Origin of the sequence: Nonomuraea sp. NPDC050022, assembly GCF_044460705.1 — a bacterium.
Lineage (GTDB): Bacteria > Actinomycetota > Actinomycetes > Streptosporangiales > Streptosporangiaceae > Nonomuraea.
In genome coordinates this window covers 528,508-546,347 of record NZ_JBITKE010000003.1, presented here as the reverse complement: position 1 = coordinate 546,347, position 17,840 = coordinate 528,508, and the positions used below count along the sequence as shown (strand labels likewise).

The following is a 17,840-nucleotide window of genomic DNA, read 5'->3' as shown; positions in this document are numbered from 1 at the left end:
CACCACTCCATCCGGAGAGATCAGTCATGTCCCATGTCTCCGCGCGGCGGGGCGCCTTCTTCATGTCCGTGGCCGCGACCGCCTGGGGCACCGGCGGCGCCGCCGGTTCCCTGCTCTTCCAGTCGGGCGGGCTCGGCCCCGTCGACGTCTCGTTCTGGCGCTACCTTCTGGGCGCTGCCTTCCTGTACGTCACCACCCGCCTCACCGCGACCGCAGTCCGGCGAGCCGCCGTTCGGCCGGCCATCGTTCGGCCGGTCGTTGTTCGGCCGGGTGATGTCGGCCGGCGTCGGCCTTCTCTGCAGTGGGCGCGTTTCGACCGGCGGCTTCTGGTCGTCGGGGTCGGGATGGCCGTCTATCAGACGGCCTACTTCGGCGCGATCGCCCAGTCCGGCGTGGCCATCGCCACGGTGGTCACGATGGGTGCCACGCCGGTGTTCACCGCTCTGGGCGGCCGCTACCTCCTGGGGGAGCGCATCACCCGCACCTCGCTCGCCGCGCTGGCTGCGGCGCTGGGCGGGCTGCTCCTCCTCACCGGTGAGAGCGCCTTCACCGGGGAGAGCGCCCTCACCGGGCAGAGCACCCTCTCCGGGGTGAGCGCCGTCCTCTCCGGGAGTGTCGGCGGTGGGCGGGCGGCCGGGATCGTGCTCGCTCTGGTGTCCGCCGCAGGGTACGCCGGTGTGACCGTCTATTCGCGCCACCACCGCGACGACCCCCAGCGCACGGCCATGGGCGGGTTCGCCGTCGCGGCCGCCTGCCTGGCCCCGTTCGCCCTGGTCGACGGAGTGCTGCCGACGGGCGGGGCGACCCCTGTCGCCCTGCTGCTCTACCTGGGCGCCGTGCCGACCGCGCTCGCGTACGGGCTGTTCTTCCGCGCCCTGACCACGCTCAACGCCACGACCGTCTCCATCATCTCGCTCGGCGAGGCGGTTGGCGCGGCCGTGCTCGGCGTGGTGCTGTTCGGTGAGCGGCTCACGCCCATGGCATGGTGCGGATGCGCGTTGCTGCTGGCGGCGGTGGTCGTTCCGGCCGTTCAAGCAGGGCGTACTACAGAGAAGGATTAGTGGTCGCGGAGCGGAGTGGCGATTGCGGCCGTCCTATGAGTTAGGGTCCGGTACGGCGATGCTTGCCGTACCGTCGCTCCGCTCCCGATAGAGCGCACTTGACACTAAATGGGAACGGCGCTGACAAAGCATGCGTTGGAGGGATTGTGGCGTCGATTTCCGGAATAGTGAGAAACCTCCTGGATCGTCCGGGCGGGGTGAACCTCAGCCCGTACAAAAAGATCGTCAAGGCGGCGGGCGAACGAGCCGAACGCGTCAGCGCGCTCGAAGAGTTGCCCAGGCCGAAAATGGATGATCTGGCGGAGTTCTGCGCTGTAGCGCGGGAGGCGGCCGACCGGACGCTCGGGCTCAGGCCGTACGACGTGCAGCTTCTGGGCACGCTCGCCCTCCTCGACGGGCAGATCGCCGAGATGGCGACCGGTGAGGGCAAGACGTTGTCGGGGGCGATGGCCGCGGCCGGCTACGCGCTGCAGGGCAAGCGCGTGCACGTGATGTCCGTCAACGACTACCTGGCCAGGCGCGACGCCGAGTGGATGGCGCCGTTCTACGAGGCCATGGGCGTCTCGGTGGGCTGGATCGACCAGAACTCCACGCCCGACGAGCGGCGCGCGGCCTACGCGCAGGACGTGACGTACGGACCCGTCAGCGAGATGGGCTTCGACGTGCTGCGCGACCGGCTGCGCACCGACGCGGCGGAGATCATCGTGCCCGCGCCCGAGGTGGCGCTGGTCGACGAGGCCGACTCGGTGCTCGTGGACGAGGCGCGGGTGCCGCTGGTCATGGCGGGGGCGGCCGACGAGGGCAGTGCGGTGCCGGAGATGGCCGCGCTGGTCAGGCAGCTGATCCGGGGCTACCACTACGAGATCGACGACCAGGCGCGCAACGTCTACCTGACGACCAAGGGCGCCGACAGCGTCGAGGGCATGCTGGACGTCGAGCTGTACGACGAGAACGAGCCCGGCACGCTGATCGAGCTCAACCTGGCCCTGCACGCCCACGCCCTGCTCACCCGCGACGTCGACTACATCGTGCGCGACGGCAAGGTCCAGCTCATCAACCCCTCACGCGGCCGGGTGGCCGTGCTCCAGCGCTGGCCCGACGGCCTGCAGGCGGCCGTGGAGGCCAAGGAGACGCTGCCGCCCAGCGAGAAGGGCGAGATCCTCGACTCGATCACCGTCCAGGGCCTGATCCGGCGTTATCCGCAGATTTCCGGCATGACGGGCACGGCGGTCGCCGTCAGCGAGCAGCTCGGCGAGTTCTACGGCCTCAAGGTCGCGGTGATCCCGCCCAACCGGCCGTGCGTCAGGAAGGACGAGCCGGACCGCATCTATCCGACCGTTCCGGACAAGGACGCCGCGCTGGTCGAGGAGATCCAGGAGGCGCACGCCACCGGCCGGCCCATCCTCATCGGCACGCTGGACGTGGCTGAGTCGGAGAACCTGGCCAAGCTCCTGCAGCGGCGCGGCCTGGAGCCCGTCGTGCTCAACGCCAAGAACGACGCCGAAGAGGCCGCGATCATCGCCAAGGCCGGCGAACGCGACGCCATCACCGTCTCCACGCAGATGGCCGGCCGCGGCACCGACATCCGGCTCGGCGACGGCGTGGCCGAGCTGGGCGGCCTGTACGTGATCGGCTCGGGCCGCCACGCGAGCAGCCGCCTGGACGACCAGCTGCGCGGTCGCGCGGGCCGTCAGGGCGATCCCGGCGCCTCGGTGTTCTTCGTCAGCATGCAGGACGATCTCATCACCCAGTTCGTCCCCGACGAGCGCCCGCCCGCGGCCGACGCCGACGGCCTCGTACGCCACCGCCGCGGCCCCTACCTCGTGGCCCACGCCCAGCGGGTCGCCGAGGGCGTGAACCTGGAGATCCACCGCAACACGTGGCGCTACACCCGCCTGCTGGAGCACCAGCGCGAGCTCATCCTGGAGTGGCGCGACAAGGTCCTGCACGGCGACTCGGCGGCCAAGGCGCTGGCCGAGGCCGACCCCGAACGCTGGGAGGCGCTGCCGGAGGACACCCGCGACGAGACGGCCAGGCAGATCGTGCTGCACGCGATCGACCGCTGCTGGACCGAGCACCTGGCGTTCCTGACCGACCTGCGCGAGGGCATCCACCTGCGGGCGCTGGGCCGGATGAACCCGATCGACGAGTTCCACCGGGAGGCCGTGGCGGAGTACAAGTCACTGCTGTCGGAGGTCGAACGCCGCTCGGTCGAATCGTTCGAGGCACCGGAGCCCGATCTCAAGCGCCCCACCGCGACCTGGACCTATTTGGTGCAGGACAACCCGTTCGGTACGGAGTGGGACAGGATCCTCAAGCGTGTGACATCGGCCACTCGTCGCGGCTAGGCGTACCTGACAAAAGATGGCAGGTATGGCTGCGAACCTTCCATCATGACAACTCACGCGAAGCTCATCGCCTTCACCATCGACTGTGCCGAGCCCAAGAGGCTGGCCGAGTTCTGGCACCAGGTGACCGGGCTGGACATCCAATACTCCGAGGACGAATACGCCGCGGTGGGCGACGGGACGACGAACATCTACTTCGGCCGCGTCGCCGACCGCAAGCCGGTCGAGTGGCCCAGCTCGGACAAGCAGTTCCATCTCGACTTCCGGGTGCCGGACGTGGAGCGGGCGGTGGAGGAGTACATCGCCCTGGGGGCGACGAAGCCCGCTTTCCAGCCCGGGGTCACGGACGGGAAGGTCGGGTGGATCGTGATGCAGGACCCGGAGGGGCACGCGTTCTGCGTCTGCCCCGAGAAGTCCTGAAAAATCCTGACACGTCCCGTCGTCCCGCCGTGTGGCTGGGGTGATGGACCGGACTGGTGCGGCGGTACGTCCGTGATGAGGGATGTCTGGCCAAAAGGATGATTCAAGCACTTAGCTTCCCTCATAAGCTGGTGCAATGCTCTTGGAAGGATCCATGTCCCTGCGCGGGCGCCGATGACCTGGGTCGGTCTCGTGATCGCGCTGGCCGGGGCACTCGGATACGCGTTCGGCGCGGCGCTGCAACAGTACGAAGCCGTGGCGGAGGGCGCCTCCCTCAGACTGGTGAAGCGCCCTCGCTGGTGGATCGGCGGGGTCATCGGCTTCGTCGGCGCGTCCCTGCACGCCGTGGCGCTGAGCCTCGCGCCGCTGGTCGCCGTACAACCGATCAGTGTGGCCACACTGGTGTTCGCGGTGCCGCTCGCCGCGCTGATGTACGGTCGCCGCCCGTACAAGGCGGAGATCCTCGGCTCCATCGCGGTGGCCGTCGGATTGCTCTGGCTCATGGTGCTGGTCCCGGCGCACAACGTCAGACCGAGTCTCGGCAGCGGGGCCGCGATCGGTTTCATCGTCGTGATCGGCCTGATCGTGCTCGCCGCCGAACTGTTCGCCAACAGGCTGCGCGGGCCAGGCAAGGCCCTCGTCCTGTCCGTGGGCGCCGGCGCCGTGACGGCGAGCGTGTCAACGTTCGTCCGGGCGGTCGGCGGTGGCATGAACGGGGACTGGGGCAGGCTGTTGCACTGGTTCACACTCGTCATACCTGTGCTGCTGGTCGGCGCGGTCGTGATGCTGCAACGCTCTTACGCGGTGGGCTACTTCGGCATCGCGTACGCGGGCGTACAGGTCGTGGACCCGATCACCTCGGTGCTCGCGGGCGCGATCCTCCTCGGCGAACCACTGCCGACCAGCCCGTCCACGGCGGTCCCGGCCATACTGGCGGCCGCACTCACCATCGGGGGAACGATCACACTCGGGCGACTGGCCCCTGACCACTCCCAGCCTGTCGGGGTGGACGCCACCCGAGGATCTCGTTCATTGACCACCACCTCAGAGCTGACCCCGAGCTAGCACACCGGTCGATACGGCACCTCTGCCAGATAACGGTCCCAATCGGTCCGGGACAGCCCTCCGTACCGGCCGCAGATCGACGCCGCCGACCCGGCCGGATCCGGGGGCGGGGTCGCGTGGGCGAGGTCGATGGTGACGACCGTGCCGTGGCCGGCCAGTACGCGCAGCCAGCGTCCGCCCGGCGCGAGAGCGGCCTGGACGGGACGGTCGGCGCCGGCCGCCGGGACCTGACGGTCCGTGAGACGGGTGCCGTCCGAGACCCGCCAGACCCGCACGCGGTCGCTGTCCGTGCTGGCCAGGAGCTGGCCGTCGGCGCTGAAGGTGAGGCTGCCGGGAGAGGGCCGGAGCCGCACCGGGAGCACGGGCACGCCGTCCAGCGTGTAGATCTGCACCCCGGTCTCCTCGGCGATCGCCACCCGTTCACCCTCGGGACTGAACACCGTGTACTCCCACGGCATCCGATCCAGCCAGGGCGCCGGCGTACGGGCGCCACGGCCGGACAGGCGGACCACCTCCGAACGCGTTCCCGCGAATACCAGCGCCACCTTGTCACGCGGCCCCACCACCGCGTACCGGCCGACGAACGCGGCCCGGCCGGTCCGCAGGTTCCAGGCCCATCGCTCGCCCGACTGACGGGCCGCGGCGAACAGCAGCCCGCCCCCCGGACTGAACCAGGCCGCCTGCTGTCCCGGCGCGCCCAGCCCCCGGCCGAAGGGCCGTCCCACGCCCGCGCCCGAAGTCGTGTCCCACAGGTAGGACCGGTCGACGCCGACGAGCGCCAGTGTCCGGCCGTCGGGGGACCAGGCCAGCGCCCGCACGCTCTGGGCGGGACCGGCGGTCATGGCCAGCTGCCTGCGGGAAAGGGGGTCGTACACCCGGATCGTCCCGTCGGTCAGCGCGGCCAGCCGGGTGCCGTCGTCGCTGAGGGCGTCGAGCGAGTGCGGACCGCCGTAGGGGTCGGCGAACACGTCCACCGCCGGATCGGCCGCCGAGTCCGCCAGCGCGGCACGGGCCTCCGCGACCGGGGCCAGGCGCCACGCGGCCAGACTCAGCCGGCGCGCCGTCACCGGATCGGCCGCCCGCATTGCCCGCGCCCTGGACGCCGCCACCCTCGCCATCGCCTGGTCCAGCCGCCCGTCGGCGCTGCCCTCGCGCCAGACGGCGACGACGACCGCCGCCAGGACCGCCACGAGCGTCACCGACGCCAAGGCCGCCATGGCCCGCCGCCGACCGCGGGCTCGCCCGCGTACCAGCGCGCGTCCGCCGTCCAGGAACGCCTGCTCGGCGGCGCTCAGCGTCACGCGCCGCCGCCCGCTCGCCGCCCACGCCAGCGCCCGGTCCAGGTCGTCATCCTGGAACAGATCGCTCTCCCGCCGGCCGCCAGCCTCCCACCGCCGCGCCGCCTTGGTCAGGTCGCGGTGTACGGCGAGGCCGTCGCGTTCGGCGTCCAGCCACTCGTGCAGGCGCGGCCAGGCCCGCAGGAGCGCCGCCTGGGCGATGACCAGGCCGCCCGCGTCGGTGCCGCTCCGGTCGATGCCCACCCCATCCGCGTCGGTGCCGCTCCGGTCGATGCCCACGCCGCCCGTGTCGGTGTCGCTCTGGTCGATCAGCCCCGCTTCCGTGTACGCCCTGAGGACCCGGTCCATGGCGGCCTGTTCCGGAGGGCGGCCGGTGACCAGCTCGGTACGGGTGGCGCGACGGCGGGTGTCGGTGCCGTCGGCCGCCATGCCGACCAGACGTAGGAACACCTCGGGCACCAGATCCTGGTCCGCCCGGCTGAGCTGGAGGTAGAGGCGTTCCGCCCGCGCGCCCAGTGGGGGGTCGTCCACCGGCTCGGGAGGGAGCAGGCGCCCCTGCTGCGACTGCGGCACGTCGAGCAGGGACAGCAACAGCTGGTGCGCGCTCGGCCGCCGGTCCGGATCCCGGCGCAGCGCCGCCAGCACGAGCTCCCGAAGCGGCCGATCGAACCGATCGAGCAGCCGCTCGGGCCGCCCAGGCCGGCCCACTTGAGCGGGCTGGCCGGGCGGGACGGGCTGGCCGGGCGGGACGGGTTGTACGGACTGGCCGGGCTGAGCGGGCAGGCCGGGGGGCTGGCCCGGCGACGGGTCCAGCCCGTCCGGTGGTGCGGGGCCGTACGCCGCGAACACCAGCAGCCTGCCCCAATCCCGCACATCCCCTGGCGGCCCACTCCCGTCGGTCGCGGTCCCGAGCCCGACGAGCCGCGGCCCCTCGGCCCCCAGGACGACCCGGTCCGGCGTGAGCCCTCCGTGCACCGCCCCGGCCTCGTGGATCGCCGCCAGCGCCGTCGCCGTGGCCGCCGCCAGCCGGTACAGGTCGTCCCCGCCGTACGGCCCCCGCCGCCCGACCACCTCCGCCAGCGTCGGCCCGGGCACGTACTCGCTGACCAGATACGGCGCGTCCCCGTCGAGACAGGCGTCCACCACCCGCGCGACGCACAGCGACCGGACCTGTAAGGCCGCCTTGACGGGGCCCTGGGGTCGCGCGGGGAGGCGGGTGAGCGCATATCGAGTGCCCGACTCGTCGTAGGCGTCATGGACGGCACCGCCGAGCCGGGAGCCTAACCAGTAGCCCCCCAGCCGGTCAGTCATGCGGCCCTTTCGGCTAACGGATCAGGCGAGCTCGGTGGTCCGGCCACTCCTCTTCGAGGATGCCGAAATAGACCGTGTCGCGCCAGGTGCCGTCCGGCCTCCTGCGCTGGCGGCGCAGCGTCCCCTCGTGCACACCGCCGATGCGCTTGATGGCGTTCTGCGAACGTAGGTTGAGGACGTCCGTCTTGAGCAAGACGCGGTTGTAGCCCAGCTTGTCGAAAGCATGGTCGATGAGCAACACCTTGCAGGCGGTGTTGACAGCGGTACGCCAGACCGTCCGGCCGTACCAGGTCCAGCCGATCTCGATGCTCTTCTCGAACCCGGGCACGTCGCCGTACGTGGTCCAGCCGACGGCCAGCCCCGACGACCGGAGCACGACCGCGAACGGGATGTGCTTGTCGTCCGAGATGAGGCCCTGAGCGAGCCCCGCCAGCTCCGACTCGGCTTGCGGCGGCTTGGCGGGCATCCAGCGCCAGACCTCCTCATCCCCGCCGCCGGCCAGGAACAGGTCGGGAATGTGCTCCATCGTCAACGGCTCAAGGCGGACGACGTCGTTCTCGAGCACCACAGGGGAGGGCAGGTTCGCGGTCATAGCGGTCACCCTAAAAGAAGATCCGGATCACCTTTACGGCCACCTGCGCCGGTTTCCCGGCGACCACCTGTCGACACTCATACCGGCCGGTCGGTAGGCTCCGGGGTATGGACTTCGCCTTCGACCGTGTCACCGAGGACCTGCGTGAGCGCCTGCTGCTCTTCATGGACGAATGCGTCTATCCGGCCGAAGCCGCCTTCGAGGAGCAGGCCGCGACCAGCGGATGGAGCTCCCCGCCGCTCGTCGCCGACCTCAAGGACGAGGCCAGGAAGCGCGGCCTGTGGAACCTGTTCCTGCCGGGAGAGCACGGCGCGGGGCTGACGAACCTGCAGTACGCGCCGCTGGCCGAGATCATGGGCCGCAGCCCCAACCTCGCCCCGGTGGCCACCAACTGCGCCGCGCCCGACACCGGCAACATGGAGGTCCTCTCCATGTTCGGCAACGAGTGGCAGCGCAAGGAGTGGCTGCAGCCGCTGCTCGACGGGCAGATCCGCTCGGCGTTCGCGATGACCGAGCCCGACGTGGCCTCCTCCGACGCCACGAACATCGCCACCTCCATCGCCCGCGACGGCAACGAGTACGTCATCAACGGCCGCAAGTGGTTCATCTCCGGCGCGATGAACCCCGACTGCAAGATCTTCATCCTCATGGGCAAGACCAACCCCGACGCGCCCAAGCACCGCCAGCAGAGCATGGTCCTGGTGCCGCGTGACACGCCCGGGATGCAGATCAAGCGCGGCATGCACGTCTTCGGCTACAGCGACGCCGACCACGGCGGCCACGCCGAGATCGTCTTCGAGGACGTAAGGGTGCCGGTCGACAACCTGATCGGCGAGGAGGGCGGCGGCTTCGCGATCGCCCAGGCCAGGCTCGGGCCGGGCCGCATCCACCACTGCATGCGGCTGATCGGCATGGCCGAGCGCGCCGTCGAGCTGATGTGCCGCCGGGCGCTGGCGCGTACGACGTTCGGCAAGCCCATCGCCCAGCAGGGCGTGATCCAGGAGTGGATCGCCGAGTCCCGCATCCGGATCGAGCAGCTGCGGCTGCTCGTGCTCAAGACGGCCTGGCTCATGGACACCGTCGGCAACCAGGGCGCCCACACCGAGATCCAGGCCATCAAGATCTCGACCCCGATCGCCGTGGAATGGATCCTGGACAAGGCGATCCAGGTGCACGGCGCGGGCGGCGTCTCGCAGGACTTCCCCCTGGCGGGGCTCTGGGCGGGAGCCAGGTCGCTGCGCCTGGCCGACGGCCCCGACGAGGTGCACAAGCGCTCACTCGCCTACCGCGAACTGAAGAGGTACATGTGAACGAGGCGGAGATCAAGGAGCGCGTCGACGCGCTCCTCGGCGCCAATGATCCGAAGAACCGGCTGGAGTTCCTGCGGGCCAGGTTCGACGCCGGGCTGGCGTGGGTGTGGTTCCCCGAAGGGCTCGGCGGCCTGGGCGTGTCGCGGGACCTGCAGCAGGTCGTCGAGCGCGAGCTCGCCGACACGCCGCAGCTCAACACCGGCGTGCAGGGCATCGGCCTGGGCATGGCGGCGCCGACGGTCCTGGCGTTCGGCACCGAGGAGCAGCGGCGCCGTTTCCTGCGGCCCCTGTGGACGGGCGAGGAGATCTGGTGCCAGCTCTTCAGCGAGCCGGGCGCCGGGTCCGATCTGGCGACGCTGGCCACGAGGGCGGTCAGGGACGGCGACGAGTGGGTCGTCGACGGCCAGAAGGTCTGGACCTCAGGCGCGCACCACGCCCGGTGGGCGATCCTCGTCACCCGTACCGACCCGGACGTGCCCAAGCACCGCGGCATGACGTACTTCATCTGCGACATGCACGCGCCGGGCGTCGAGGTGCGCCCGCTGCGGCAGATCACGGGGGAGGCCGAGTTCAACGAGGTCTTCCTGACCGGCGTGCGGCTCTCCGACGACCTGCGGCTCGGTGAGGTCGGCGACGGCTGGCGGGTCGCCCAGACCACGCTGATGAACGAGCGCGTGGCGATCGGCGGCGCTCCCGTACGGCGCGGCGGCGGCATGATCGGGCCGGTGCTCGACACCTGGCGCGAGCACCCCGAGCTGCGCACCCACGACCTGCACCAGCGGCTGCTGTCGCTGTGGGTCGAGGCGGAGGTGACTCGCCTGTCCGGAGTACGCCTGCGCGAACAGCTCGTCGCCGGGCACCCCGGTCCTGAGGGGTCGGGCATGAAGCTGTCGTTCGCCAAGCTGAACCAGGAGCTGTCCGGCCTCGACATCGAGCTCAGGCGGGACCTCGGCTACGACGACTGGACCTTCCGCCGATCGGAGGACCTCGACTTCTACGGGCGTGGCGCCGGCTACCGCTACCTGCGTGCCAAGGGCAACTCGATCGAGGGCGGCACCTCGGAGATCCTGCGCAACATCATCTCCGAACGGGTGCTCGGCCTGCCCTCAGAACCCCGCGTCGACAAGGACGTCCCTTGGAAGGACCTGCCACGATGACCCTGCTGTACTCGGAGGTCGAGGAGGAGCTGCGCGCCGCCGTGCGCGGGCTGCTCGCCGACCGCTGTCCGCCCGCCGCGGTGCTCAAGCGGGTGGAGTCCGACCCCTACGACCTCGACCTGTGGAAGACGCTCGCGGGGGAGATCGGGGTGGCGGGCCTGCTCATTCCCGAGCAGTACGGCGGGGCGGGCGCGTCGGCCCGTGAGGCCGCCGTCGTGCTGGAGGAGCTCGGCCGGGGTGTCGCGCCGGTGCCGTTCTTCACCAGCGCCGTGCTGGCCACCCAGGCGCTGCTGGCGACGGGCTCGGCCGACCTGCTGGGCGGGCTGGCCGGGGGGCGGACGACCGCGGCCCTGGTGGTGTCGTTCGCCGCCTCGCCGTACCGGCCGGGGCGGGGCTCGTCGGTGAGCCTGGACGGCGGGACGCTGTCCGGAACCGTGTCCGCGGTCGCGGGGGCGGAGGTGGCCGACGTGCTGCTGGTGCCGGTCGGCGGCGAGCTGTACGCGGTCGAGGCCGCCGACGCCGCCGTCCAGGTCGTACCGTCGCTGGACCTGACCCGTCCGGTCGCGACGGTCACCTTCTCGGCGTCGCCCGCCCGGTCGCTGGGCCCGTGCGACCTGGTCGAGGTGCTGCGGTCCGGCGCCGGGCTGCTCGCCTCCGAGCAGCTCGGGGTGGCGGGGTGGTGCCTGGACACCACGCTCGCCTACGTCAAGGAACGCCACCAGTTCGCCCGCCCGATCGGCTCGTTCCAGGCGATCAAGCATCGGCTGGCCGATCTCTGGCTCGACGTGGTCAGGGCGCGGGCCGCCGCGCGGGCCGCGGCGAGTGACGATTCGGCCGTGACGGTCGCCGTGGCCCAGGCGTGGAACGCGGGTGTGGCCGTACACGCGGCTGAGGAGGCCCTCCAGCTGCACGGCGGGATCGGGATGACCTGGGAGCATCCCCTGCACCTCTACCTCAAGCGTGCCAAGGCCACAGAGACGGCGCTCGGCACGCCCGGCGACCACCGGGAGGCGCTGGCATCACTGGCCGACGTGCCGGCGCCGGCCTCACTCGTCGGCGAGCCCGGCCCCGAGCGAGGTCAGCAGTAGGTCGGCGAAGTGCTTGCCCACCTGGGCGCCGGTGAGTGGTCCGTCCGTGTGGAACCAGCTGCCCAGGTGGTGCACCGAGCCGAAGAAGTAGTCGACGACCAGCTCGGCCGGGACGCGTTCGCTGAACAGCCCCTCGCGCTGGCCCTCGATCACCAGGTCGCGGAAGCGCTCGTGGTAGCGGCGGCGCTCGGCGCGTACGGTCTTGCGGGTCTCGGGCGCCAGCAGGTGCATCGAGCGGAAGAAGATCTTGGAGTCGTCGAGGTTCGCGGTGGTGGTCTCGATGACGTCGGCCGCCGCCGCGTGCAGCCGCTCGGCGACCGTCCCGGGGCCGTCGGCGATGTGGGTCAGGCGCTCCATCTGCATGCGCAGCACACGCGCGTAGATCTCGTGCAGCAGATCATCTTTGGAGTCGAAATAGTGGTACATGGCGCCCTTGGTGACGCCGGCGGCCACGACGATCTCCTGCACGGACGCGCCCTCGAAGCCCCGCTCCGCGAACAGCCGGGTCGCCTCGCTCAGCAGCCTCCTGCGTACCGGTTCTTCCTTCACGTGCCACAGCATACCGACTGGTCGGTTGATGGACTTCCCGCAGGTGCTATTTCCGTCACCTTAGGGTCCCCTTGCTTCCGTTGGGGTCAGGTGGGGTATTAATTGACTCAGCGAGGGATCTTCGGCGTGGCAGATCCTGATGGTTCAGCGACTCATTGGGGGAGTTTGCCGTGCCTGGTGGCTCGATCTACGTGCAGCAGGACGAGAAGTTCACTGGGGCCTCGCCTCAGTGGTACTACGAGAAGTTCTGGCGGGAGGACGCGAACAACCGCAAGCGATCAAGGATGATCAAGGCGGGCGTGGGCTTCGTGGCCGGCATCGGCCTGGCGATCCGGTTCGACCTGGCGCTCACCGCCTTCTACGGCGTCGCCTTCGCGGGCATCGTGGCCGGCGTCGACTGGTTTCTCGCCTGGCGCTCCTTCCACGCGACCGCGGTCTGGCGTGGCCGGCGGCGCGGTGAGGTGATCACCGGCCGGATGCTCCGCCGCTCGCTCGGCAAGCTCGGCTACAGCGTCCTGGACGGCCGGGCCATCAGGGATCAGGCGTCCATCGACCACCTGGTGATCGGTCCTGGCGGCCTGTGGGCCATCGACAACGAGTCGTGGAGCCCCGACACCGAGATCGCCACCTACAACGGGCGGCTGTTCTTCGGCGAGAAGTACGGCACCAAGGTGGCCAAGTCTCTCGTCGAGACCTCCAATGCCTTCGCCGAGCTGCTGACCCGCGAGACCGGCATCCCGGTGACGATCACGCCGCTGCTCGCCGTGCACTGCGGCCTGCTGCCGCGCGGCGGCCAGGTCACGGCGGAGGGCCTCACGCTGCTCAAGCCGAGCCTGGCGGCCCGGCGCGTCAAGGCGACCGCCGGCGAGGTGCTCGACGAGCAGCAGATCGAGCTGCTCACCCGCACCGCCGCCCGGGAGCTCCAGCGCGCCTAGGCCAAGTCCTGGATGAACGCGCTGAGCTGCGCGACATTGCGGCACTCGTACATCGGCACGACCGCGTCGTAGTCGGTGGCGATGGAGTCGCCCGTGTCCCACTGCCGCCGGGGCTCCGGATTGAGCCAGTAGGCGTGGCGGGCCTTCGCGGCCAGGGCGCGCAGGGTGTCGACGGCGGCCGGCTGGTAGTTGGAGCGGGCGTCGCCGAGGATCAGCAGCGAGGTCCTGGGGCCGATCGCGTCGCCGTAGCGCTCGGCGAACCGCTCGAAGGAGTGGCCGTAGTTCGTGCGCCCGAAGCGGACCATGTCCGCCTCGTTGGCCAGCCGGGTCATCGCCTCCACTACGTCCGCGCCGGGGACGAAGAAGCGGGTGATCTCGTCGACCGTGTCCACGAACCCGAACGCCCGTACCTTGGTGAACTGCTCCCTCAGCGCGTACGTGAGCAGCAGCGTGAAGTGCGCGAACGACGAGACCGAGTCGCTGGTGTCGCAGAGGATCACCAGCTCGGGCTTGTGCGGCCGGGGCGGCTTGAAATGGGTGGTCAGCGGGACACCGCCGCTCTGCAGCGAGGCCCGCATGGTGCGGCGGAAGTCTAGCCGCCCGCGCCGCCCCTTCCTGTGCTTGATCGTCAGCCTGGCCGCCAGGCGCCGGGCCAGCGGGTAGACCTCGCGCCGCAGCCTGGCCAGGTCCGCCTTGGTGATGCGCAGGAAGTCGAGCTGGTCGAGCGGGGGGCGTACGGCCGAGCGGGCGATGCGTTCGACGCCGGAGTCCTCGGCGATCCGGCGGCGCACGTCGGTGGCGACCGCCTCCTCGAAGCGCTTGATGCCGGAGTTCACCCGCTGGCGGGCGGTCTTCTCGGCCAGGCCGCCGCGCTCCTGCCCGGCCAGGATCTCCTGGAGGATCCGGGCCATGAGCGTCTCGGGGGACAGGGCGCGCAGGACGCTGTAGGAGAACCAGTTCTGGCGGCCGGGACCCGCCGGCTGGCGGCCGAAGCGGCCGACCATGGCCCTGGCGAACTCCCGCATCTCGGCCTCACCGCCCCTGGTCAGCAGCCTGGCCAGCTGGTCACGCAGCTCACTGAGCTCGGCGGTGTCACTCTTTACGGCGCTTTCGTCGTACAGACCGGTCGTGGATGACGGGAACCACAGGTCGAACAGCATGTCGAACCCGGGACGGTACCCCGGCTTCTTGACCAGCGTCGCCGCGTAGGCGGCGCGCAGCGACTCGCGCTCGGTCAGATCGATCACCCGCAGCGCCCGCGCCGCGTCGAGCCCTTCGGCCAGCGACACGGGCAGCCCCGCCTCGCGCAGCGCGTGCACGAACCCGACATGCCTGTCGACCAGCGAGGTATCACTCATGAGGGCAGCCCGAGCTCCTTGACCGCGCGAGCATGATCGGAGGCGTGCTTGAGCACCACACCCAGCGTGCCCGCCACCGTCGGCTCGTCCAGCTCGTCGCGCCCGAGCGCGAGCAGTGTGTTGGCCCAGTCGACCGTCTCCGCCACCGACGGCGCCTTCTTCAGCTCCATGGCCCGCAGCGTGGCGACGGTCCTGGCCAGCTGCTCGGCCAGGTCCGCGCGGATCGTCGGCACCTGGCTGAGCACGATGTCGCGCTCGCGTTCGGGCGTCGGGTATTCGATGTGCAGATAGAGGCAGCGCCGCTTGAGCGCCTCGGACAGCTCGCGGGTCGCGTTCGAGGTCAGCACGACGTACGGCTTGCGGACCGCGCTGATCGTGCCCAGCTCGGGGATCGTCACCTGGAAGTCCGACAGGAGCTCCAGCAGCAGCCCTTCGACCTCCACATCCGCCTTGTCCGTCTCGTCGATGAGCAGCACGGTCGGCACCCCGGCCCTGATCGCCTTGAGCAGCGGCCGCTCCAGCAGGAACTCCTCGCTGAAGATGTCATCGTCGGCGCTGGTGGCCTGGATGCGCAGGAGCTGCTTCTTGTAGTTCCACTCGTACAGGGCCCGGGCCTCGTCGAGCCCCTCGTAGCACTGCAACCTGACCAGCTGGGCGCCGGTCGCCAGCGCCACGGCCTTGGCCAGCTGCGTCTTGCCCACCCCCGCGGGGCCCTCGACCAGCAGCGGCTTGCCGAGGGCGGCGGCGAGGAACACCGAGGTGGAGATGGCGTCGTCGGAGAGATAGTCAACGGCGGCGAGCCGCTCGGTCACGTCGGCGGGCGAGTCGAACATCGATGCTCCTGTCTGCTTGCCGAACTTTATTCTAGCGGCTGGCAGGCGGGTGATACCGATTCGACCAGGATGCGGAGTGCCGGTATATTCCTCTCTGCAAGCGCCGCTAGCTCAGTTGGTTAGAGCAGCTGACTCTTAATCAGCGGGTCCGGGGTTCGAGTCCCTGGCGGCGCACCGCACAGAAACCCCAGCTCACCTAAGTTGAGCTGGGGTTTCTCGTTTTTCAAGTAGCTCTGGCCGAGCTGAGGAGCTTCTCCCGGCTCCCTGGAACGGGGAGCCGAGAGAACGGCAGGCGTCTCAGCGAACGGCGCGAGGGTCTTGTCGTCGAAGTCGCGCAGCTCTCCCAGTGGTCAGTGGCCGTTGTGCGTGGTGGCGGGCTCGGACGTGGCCGGCTCGGTGCGGTGGGAGCGCAGCGTCAGCCCGGCGAGCAGGGCGCCGACGGTGGCGATGCCGGCGGCGCCGATGAAGGCGGAGGAGAAGCCGTTGGTCAGGGCGGGCAGGTCGCCGAGTTGTCCGGCGCCGTTGGCGGCGGCGACGGCGGTCATGGCGGCCAGGCCGAGCGCGGAGCCGACCTGGTAGCTGGTGTTGACGATGCCGGAGGCCAGGCCGCCTTCCTCGGGGCGGGCGGAGGAGATGGCGGTGCCGAGTGAGGGGATGAAGGCCAGGGACATGCCGAGGGCGGCGACGAGGCTGGCGGGCAGTACGTCGGTGGCGAAGCTGCCGTTCGGGCTGATCAGTGACAGCCAGCCCATGCCGGCGGCGAGCAGGGCCAGGCCGGCCACCGTGGTCGCCTTGGGGCCGAAGCGGCCGATCGCGCGGGGTGCCAGGACGATCATGCCGACCATGATGAGGACGGTCATCGGCACCAGCGCCGCGCCGCTCGGGAAGGCGCTGTAGCCGAGCACCTGCTGCAGGTAGAGGTTGAGGAAGAACCACATCGGGATCCACGCGCCGCCGAGCAGCAGCTGGGTCAGGTTGGCGGCGGAGAGGTTCGGAGCACGGAAGATCGACAGTCGCATCAGCGGCTCGCGGCGGCGGGCCTGGATCGCGACGAAGCCGCCGAGCAGGGCCACGGCGCCGAGCAGCACGAGCCAGGTCTCCGCCGAGCCCCAGCCGATCTCGGGTGCCCGGACGATGGCGTACACGGCGGAGGCGAGGCCGGCGGTGACGGTCAGCGCGCCGACCACGTCAATGGAGCCGCGCTGGGACTGTACGGCGGGCATCAGCGGCTTGTTGGCCAGCAGGACCACGATGGCGATGGGGATGTTGATGTAGAAGACCCAGGGCCAGCTCAGGTATTCGGTGATGACGCCGCCGAGGAAGACGCCGGCGGTGCCGCCCGCCGGGGCGGCGGCGCCGTACAGGGCCATGGCCTTGGTGAGTTCCCGGGGGTCGTGGCCGAAGAGCATCATGAGCAGGGTGAGGGCGGACGGCGCGATCAGGGCGGCGCCGGCGCCCTGGATCACGCGGCCGGCCAGCTCCACCCACACCTCGGGGGCGATGCCGGCGACGAGCGAGCCGGCCAGCAGGATGACCCAGCCGGCGCCGAACACGCGGCGGGCGCCGAACAGGTCGGACAGTCGGCCGCCGAGCAGCAGCAGGCCGCCGAACGCGACGACGTAGGCGTTGAAGACCCAGGACAGGTTCTCCTGGGAGAAGCCGAGGCTTTCCTGGATGCGGGGGAGGGCCACGCCGATGATCGACGTGTCCATGATGACGATGAACTGGGCGGTGGCGATCAGGGCCAGGGCGGCCCATCGCCGGGGAGATGGAGCAGACATCAGCGGTTCTCCATGCTATACGGGGGTAGGGTATGTGATTCGCAAACGATTCCGCGAGAGGCGGGTTCGTGTGCGAGGGGTATTGCTGGCTTAATGAATACCCTCGGGGGGTATCTGTCAAGTGCTACCGACCCACTTCTCGCCGGCGTCGAAGCGCGACGAGGGCGATCACCGCTGATGGAAGCACCAAGGCGAAACCGATGGCCATGCCCACCGTGAGCCGACGAGTTCCTGGATCCAGCCGAGTGCCACGTACAGCGCACCCCCGAGGGCGGCCGACATGCCCAGGACCATGTCGGCCGCGGTCGCCGGCCTGCGCATCACATGTGGCATCTCATCCTCCCGGATTTCGTCAGTCTCGCTGGGCTTCTGTTGTCCGGAATACGGTAGGGGGGTATGGTGTTATTGCCGGCGACGAAGGATGGGAGGTCCGGACATGGCCGGATACGGCGGAACCAAGAAGGATCACGCGATGCGGTTGCGCCGCGTCGAGGGGCAGGTCCGCGGCCTGCAGCGCATGGTCGAAGACGACAAATACTGCATCGACATCCTCACTCAGGTGTCCGCGGCGACCAGTGCGCTGAAGTCGTTCTCACTGTCGCTGCTGGAGGAGCACCTGGCCCACTGCGTCGCCGAGGCCACGCGGAAGGGCGGCCCGGAGGCCGACGCGAAAGTCAAGGAAGCCGCCGACGCCATCGCCAGACTTGTCCGTTCCTGATCGACCTTAAGGAGAG

Annotated in this window: 15 protein-coding genes and 1 tRNA gene; 10 read left to right on the top strand and 6 right to left on the bottom strand. The window is 70.3% G+C overall.

Annotated elements, in window-relative coordinates:
• Positions 1-26: 26 nt before the first annotated feature.
• From ACIBO2_RS13925 to ACIBO2_RS13910, 4 genes are all read left to right on the top strand, one after another.
• Positions 27-1,061 (top strand): DMT family transporter, encoded by a 1,035-nt coding sequence (locus ACIBO2_RS13925; RefSeq protein WP_397297208.1) that lies wholly within the window; start codon positions 27-29, stop codon positions 1,059-1,061.
• A 167-nt stretch (positions 1,062-1,228) separates the two neighbouring features.
• Entirely contained in the window at positions 1,229-3,409 is a 2,181-nt protein-coding gene (secA2, locus tag ACIBO2_RS13920; protein ID WP_358539969.1) for an accessory Sec system translocase SecA2, read from the top strand.
• Positions 3,410-3,454: 45 nt separating this feature from the next.
• Positions 3,455-3,829 carry a VOC family protein gene (locus ACIBO2_RS13915; RefSeq protein WP_358539972.1) on the top strand — a complete coding sequence of 125 codons (375 nt, stop codon included), beginning with the start codon at positions 3,455-3,457 and terminating at the stop codon, positions 3,827-3,829.
• 174 nt (positions 3,830-4,003) lie between these two features.
• Positions 4,004-4,894 carry a hypothetical protein gene (locus ACIBO2_RS13910; RefSeq protein WP_358539975.1) on the top strand — a complete coding sequence of 297 codons (891 nt, stop codon included), beginning with the start codon at positions 4,004-4,006 and terminating at the stop codon, positions 4,892-4,894.
• Here the strand turns inward: ACIBO2_RS13910 and ACIBO2_RS13905 are convergent.
• Together ACIBO2_RS13905 and ACIBO2_RS13900 are read right to left on the bottom strand one after the other, a co-directional pair.
• Positions 4,891-7,503, bottom strand: coding sequence for a hypothetical protein (locus ACIBO2_RS13905; RefSeq protein WP_397297205.1), 2,613 nt, complete (start codon positions 7,501-7,503; stop codon positions 4,891-4,893). The genes ACIBO2_RS13910 and ACIBO2_RS13905 overlap by 4 nt on opposite strands.
• A 13-nt stretch (positions 7,504-7,516) precedes the next feature.
• Positions 7,517-8,095: a GNAT family protein gene (locus ACIBO2_RS13900; protein ID WP_363996670.1), complete on the bottom strand. Its 579-nt coding sequence runs from the start codon at positions 8,093-8,095 to the stop codon at positions 7,517-7,519.
• Between the two features lie 107 nt (positions 8,096-8,202).
• Here ACIBO2_RS13900 and ACIBO2_RS13895 point away from each other — a divergent pair, with 107 nt between their 5' ends.
• Genes ACIBO2_RS13895 through ACIBO2_RS13885 form a run of 3 tightly spaced genes read left to right on the top strand, consistent with a single transcriptional unit; the run spans position 8,203 to position 11,650 of the window.
• On the top strand, positions 8,203-9,405 hold the full coding sequence (locus ACIBO2_RS13895) for an acyl-CoA dehydrogenase family protein (protein WP_397297203.1): 1,203 nt from the start codon (positions 8,203-8,205) through the stop codon (positions 9,403-9,405).
• Positions 9,402-10,562: an acyl-CoA dehydrogenase family protein gene (locus tag ACIBO2_RS13890; protein ID WP_357950716.1), complete on the top strand. Its 1,161-nt coding sequence runs from the start codon at positions 9,402-9,404 to the stop codon at positions 10,560-10,562. The genes ACIBO2_RS13895 and ACIBO2_RS13890 overlap by 4 nt, the downstream gene beginning before the upstream one ends.
• The gene (locus ACIBO2_RS13885; RefSeq protein WP_397297202.1) at positions 10,559-11,650 is read left to right on the top strand and encodes an acyl-CoA dehydrogenase family protein; all 1,092 of its coding nucleotides are present in this window, start codon (positions 10,559-10,561) and stop codon (positions 11,648-11,650) included. The genes ACIBO2_RS13890 and ACIBO2_RS13885 overlap by 4 nt, the downstream gene beginning before the upstream one ends.
• Here ACIBO2_RS13885 and ACIBO2_RS13880 read toward each other — a convergent pair.
• The gene (locus ACIBO2_RS13880; RefSeq protein ID WP_358539993.1) at positions 11,609-12,199 is read right to left on the bottom strand and encodes a TetR/AcrR family transcriptional regulator; all 591 of its coding nucleotides are present in this window, start codon (positions 12,197-12,199) and stop codon (positions 11,609-11,611) included. The two genes, ACIBO2_RS13885 and ACIBO2_RS13880, sit on opposite strands and share 42 nt — an antisense overlap.
• A gap of 170 nt (positions 12,200-12,369) precedes the next feature.
• Between ACIBO2_RS13880 and ACIBO2_RS13875 the strand changes: the two genes are divergently transcribed.
• Entirely contained in the window at positions 12,370-13,134 is a 765-nt protein-coding gene (locus tag ACIBO2_RS13875; RefSeq protein WP_358539996.1) for a nuclease-related domain-containing protein, read from the top strand.
• Here the strand turns inward: ACIBO2_RS13875 and ACIBO2_RS13870 are convergent.
• Together ACIBO2_RS13870 and ACIBO2_RS13865 are read right to left on the bottom strand one after the other, a co-directional pair.
• Positions 13,131-14,492 carry a VWA domain-containing protein gene (locus ACIBO2_RS13870; protein ID WP_397297201.1) on the bottom strand — a complete coding sequence of 454 codons (1,362 nt, stop codon included), beginning with the start codon at positions 14,490-14,492 and terminating at the stop codon, positions 13,131-13,133. The genes ACIBO2_RS13875 and ACIBO2_RS13870 overlap by 4 nt on opposite strands.
• Positions 14,489-15,325, bottom strand: coding sequence for a MoxR family ATPase (locus tag ACIBO2_RS13865; RefSeq protein WP_358178300.1), 837 nt, complete (start codon positions 15,323-15,325; stop codon positions 14,489-14,491). Before ACIBO2_RS13865 ends, ACIBO2_RS13870 begins: the two co-directional genes overlap by 4 nt.
• A gap of 100 nt (positions 15,326-15,425) precedes the next feature.
• On the opposite strand from ACIBO2_RS13865, the gene ACIBO2_RS13860 reads away from it, so the two are divergent.
• Positions 15,426-15,499, top strand: a tRNA-Lys gene (locus ACIBO2_RS13860).
• Between the two features lie 176 nt (positions 15,500-15,675).
• Here the strand turns inward: ACIBO2_RS13860 and ACIBO2_RS13855 are convergent.
• Entirely contained in the window at positions 15,676-17,106 is a 1,431-nt protein-coding gene (locus ACIBO2_RS13855; protein ID WP_397297199.1) for an MFS transporter, read from the bottom strand.
• Between the two features lie 436 nt (positions 17,107-17,542).
• Between ACIBO2_RS13855 and ACIBO2_RS13850 the strand changes: the two genes are divergently transcribed.
• Positions 17,543-17,824, top strand: a complete 282-nt coding sequence (locus ACIBO2_RS13850; RefSeq protein ID WP_357956311.1) for a metal-sensitive transcriptional regulator — start codon at positions 17,543-17,545, stop codon at positions 17,822-17,824.
• Positions 17,825-17,840: the final 16 nt, after the last annotated feature.

What these genes read in the sequence shown, in the direction of transcription:
- ACIBO2_RS13925 (WP_397297208.1), top strand. Translation starts at nt 27, where the DNA reads ATGTCCCATGTCTCCGCGCGGCGGGGCGCCTTCTTCATGTCCGTGGCC.
- ACIBO2_RS13915 (WP_358539972.1), top strand. Translation starts at nt 3,455, where the DNA reads ATGACAACTCACGCGAAGCTCATCGCCTTCACCATCGACTGTGCCGAG.
- ACIBO2_RS13910 (WP_358539975.1), top strand. Translation starts at nt 4,004, where the DNA reads ATGACCTGGGTCGGTCTCGTGATCGCGCTGGCCGGGGCACTCGGATAC.
- ACIBO2_RS13905 (WP_397297205.1), bottom strand. Translation starts at nt 7,503, where the DNA reads ATGACTGACCGGCTGGGGGGCTACTGGTTAGGCTCCCGGCTCGGCGGT.
- ACIBO2_RS13900 (WP_363996670.1), bottom strand. Translation starts at nt 8,095, where the DNA reads ATGACCGCGAACCTGCCCTCCCCTGTGGTGCTCGAGAACGACGTCGTC.
- ACIBO2_RS13895 (WP_397297203.1), top strand. Translation starts at nt 8,203, where the DNA reads ATGGACTTCGCCTTCGACCGTGTCACCGAGGACCTGCGTGAGCGCCTG.
- ACIBO2_RS13885 (WP_397297202.1), top strand. Translation starts at nt 10,559, where the DNA reads ATGACCCTGCTGTACTCGGAGGTCGAGGAGGAGCTGCGCGCCGCCGTG.
- ACIBO2_RS13870 (WP_397297201.1), bottom strand. Translation starts at nt 14,492, where the DNA reads ATGAGTGATACCTCGCTGGTCGACAGGCATGTCGGGTTCGTGCACGCG.
- ACIBO2_RS13865 (WP_358178300.1), bottom strand. Translation starts at nt 15,325, where the DNA reads ATGTTCGACTCGCCCGCCGACGTGACCGAGCGGCTCGCCGCCGTTGAC.
- ACIBO2_RS13855 (WP_397297199.1), bottom strand. Translation starts at nt 17,106, where the DNA reads ATGTCTGCTCCATCTCCCCGGCGATGGGCCGCCCTGGCCCTGATCGCC.
- ACIBO2_RS13850 (WP_357956311.1), top strand. Translation starts at nt 17,543, where the DNA reads ATGGCCGGATACGGCGGAACCAAGAAGGATCACGCGATGCGGTTGCGC.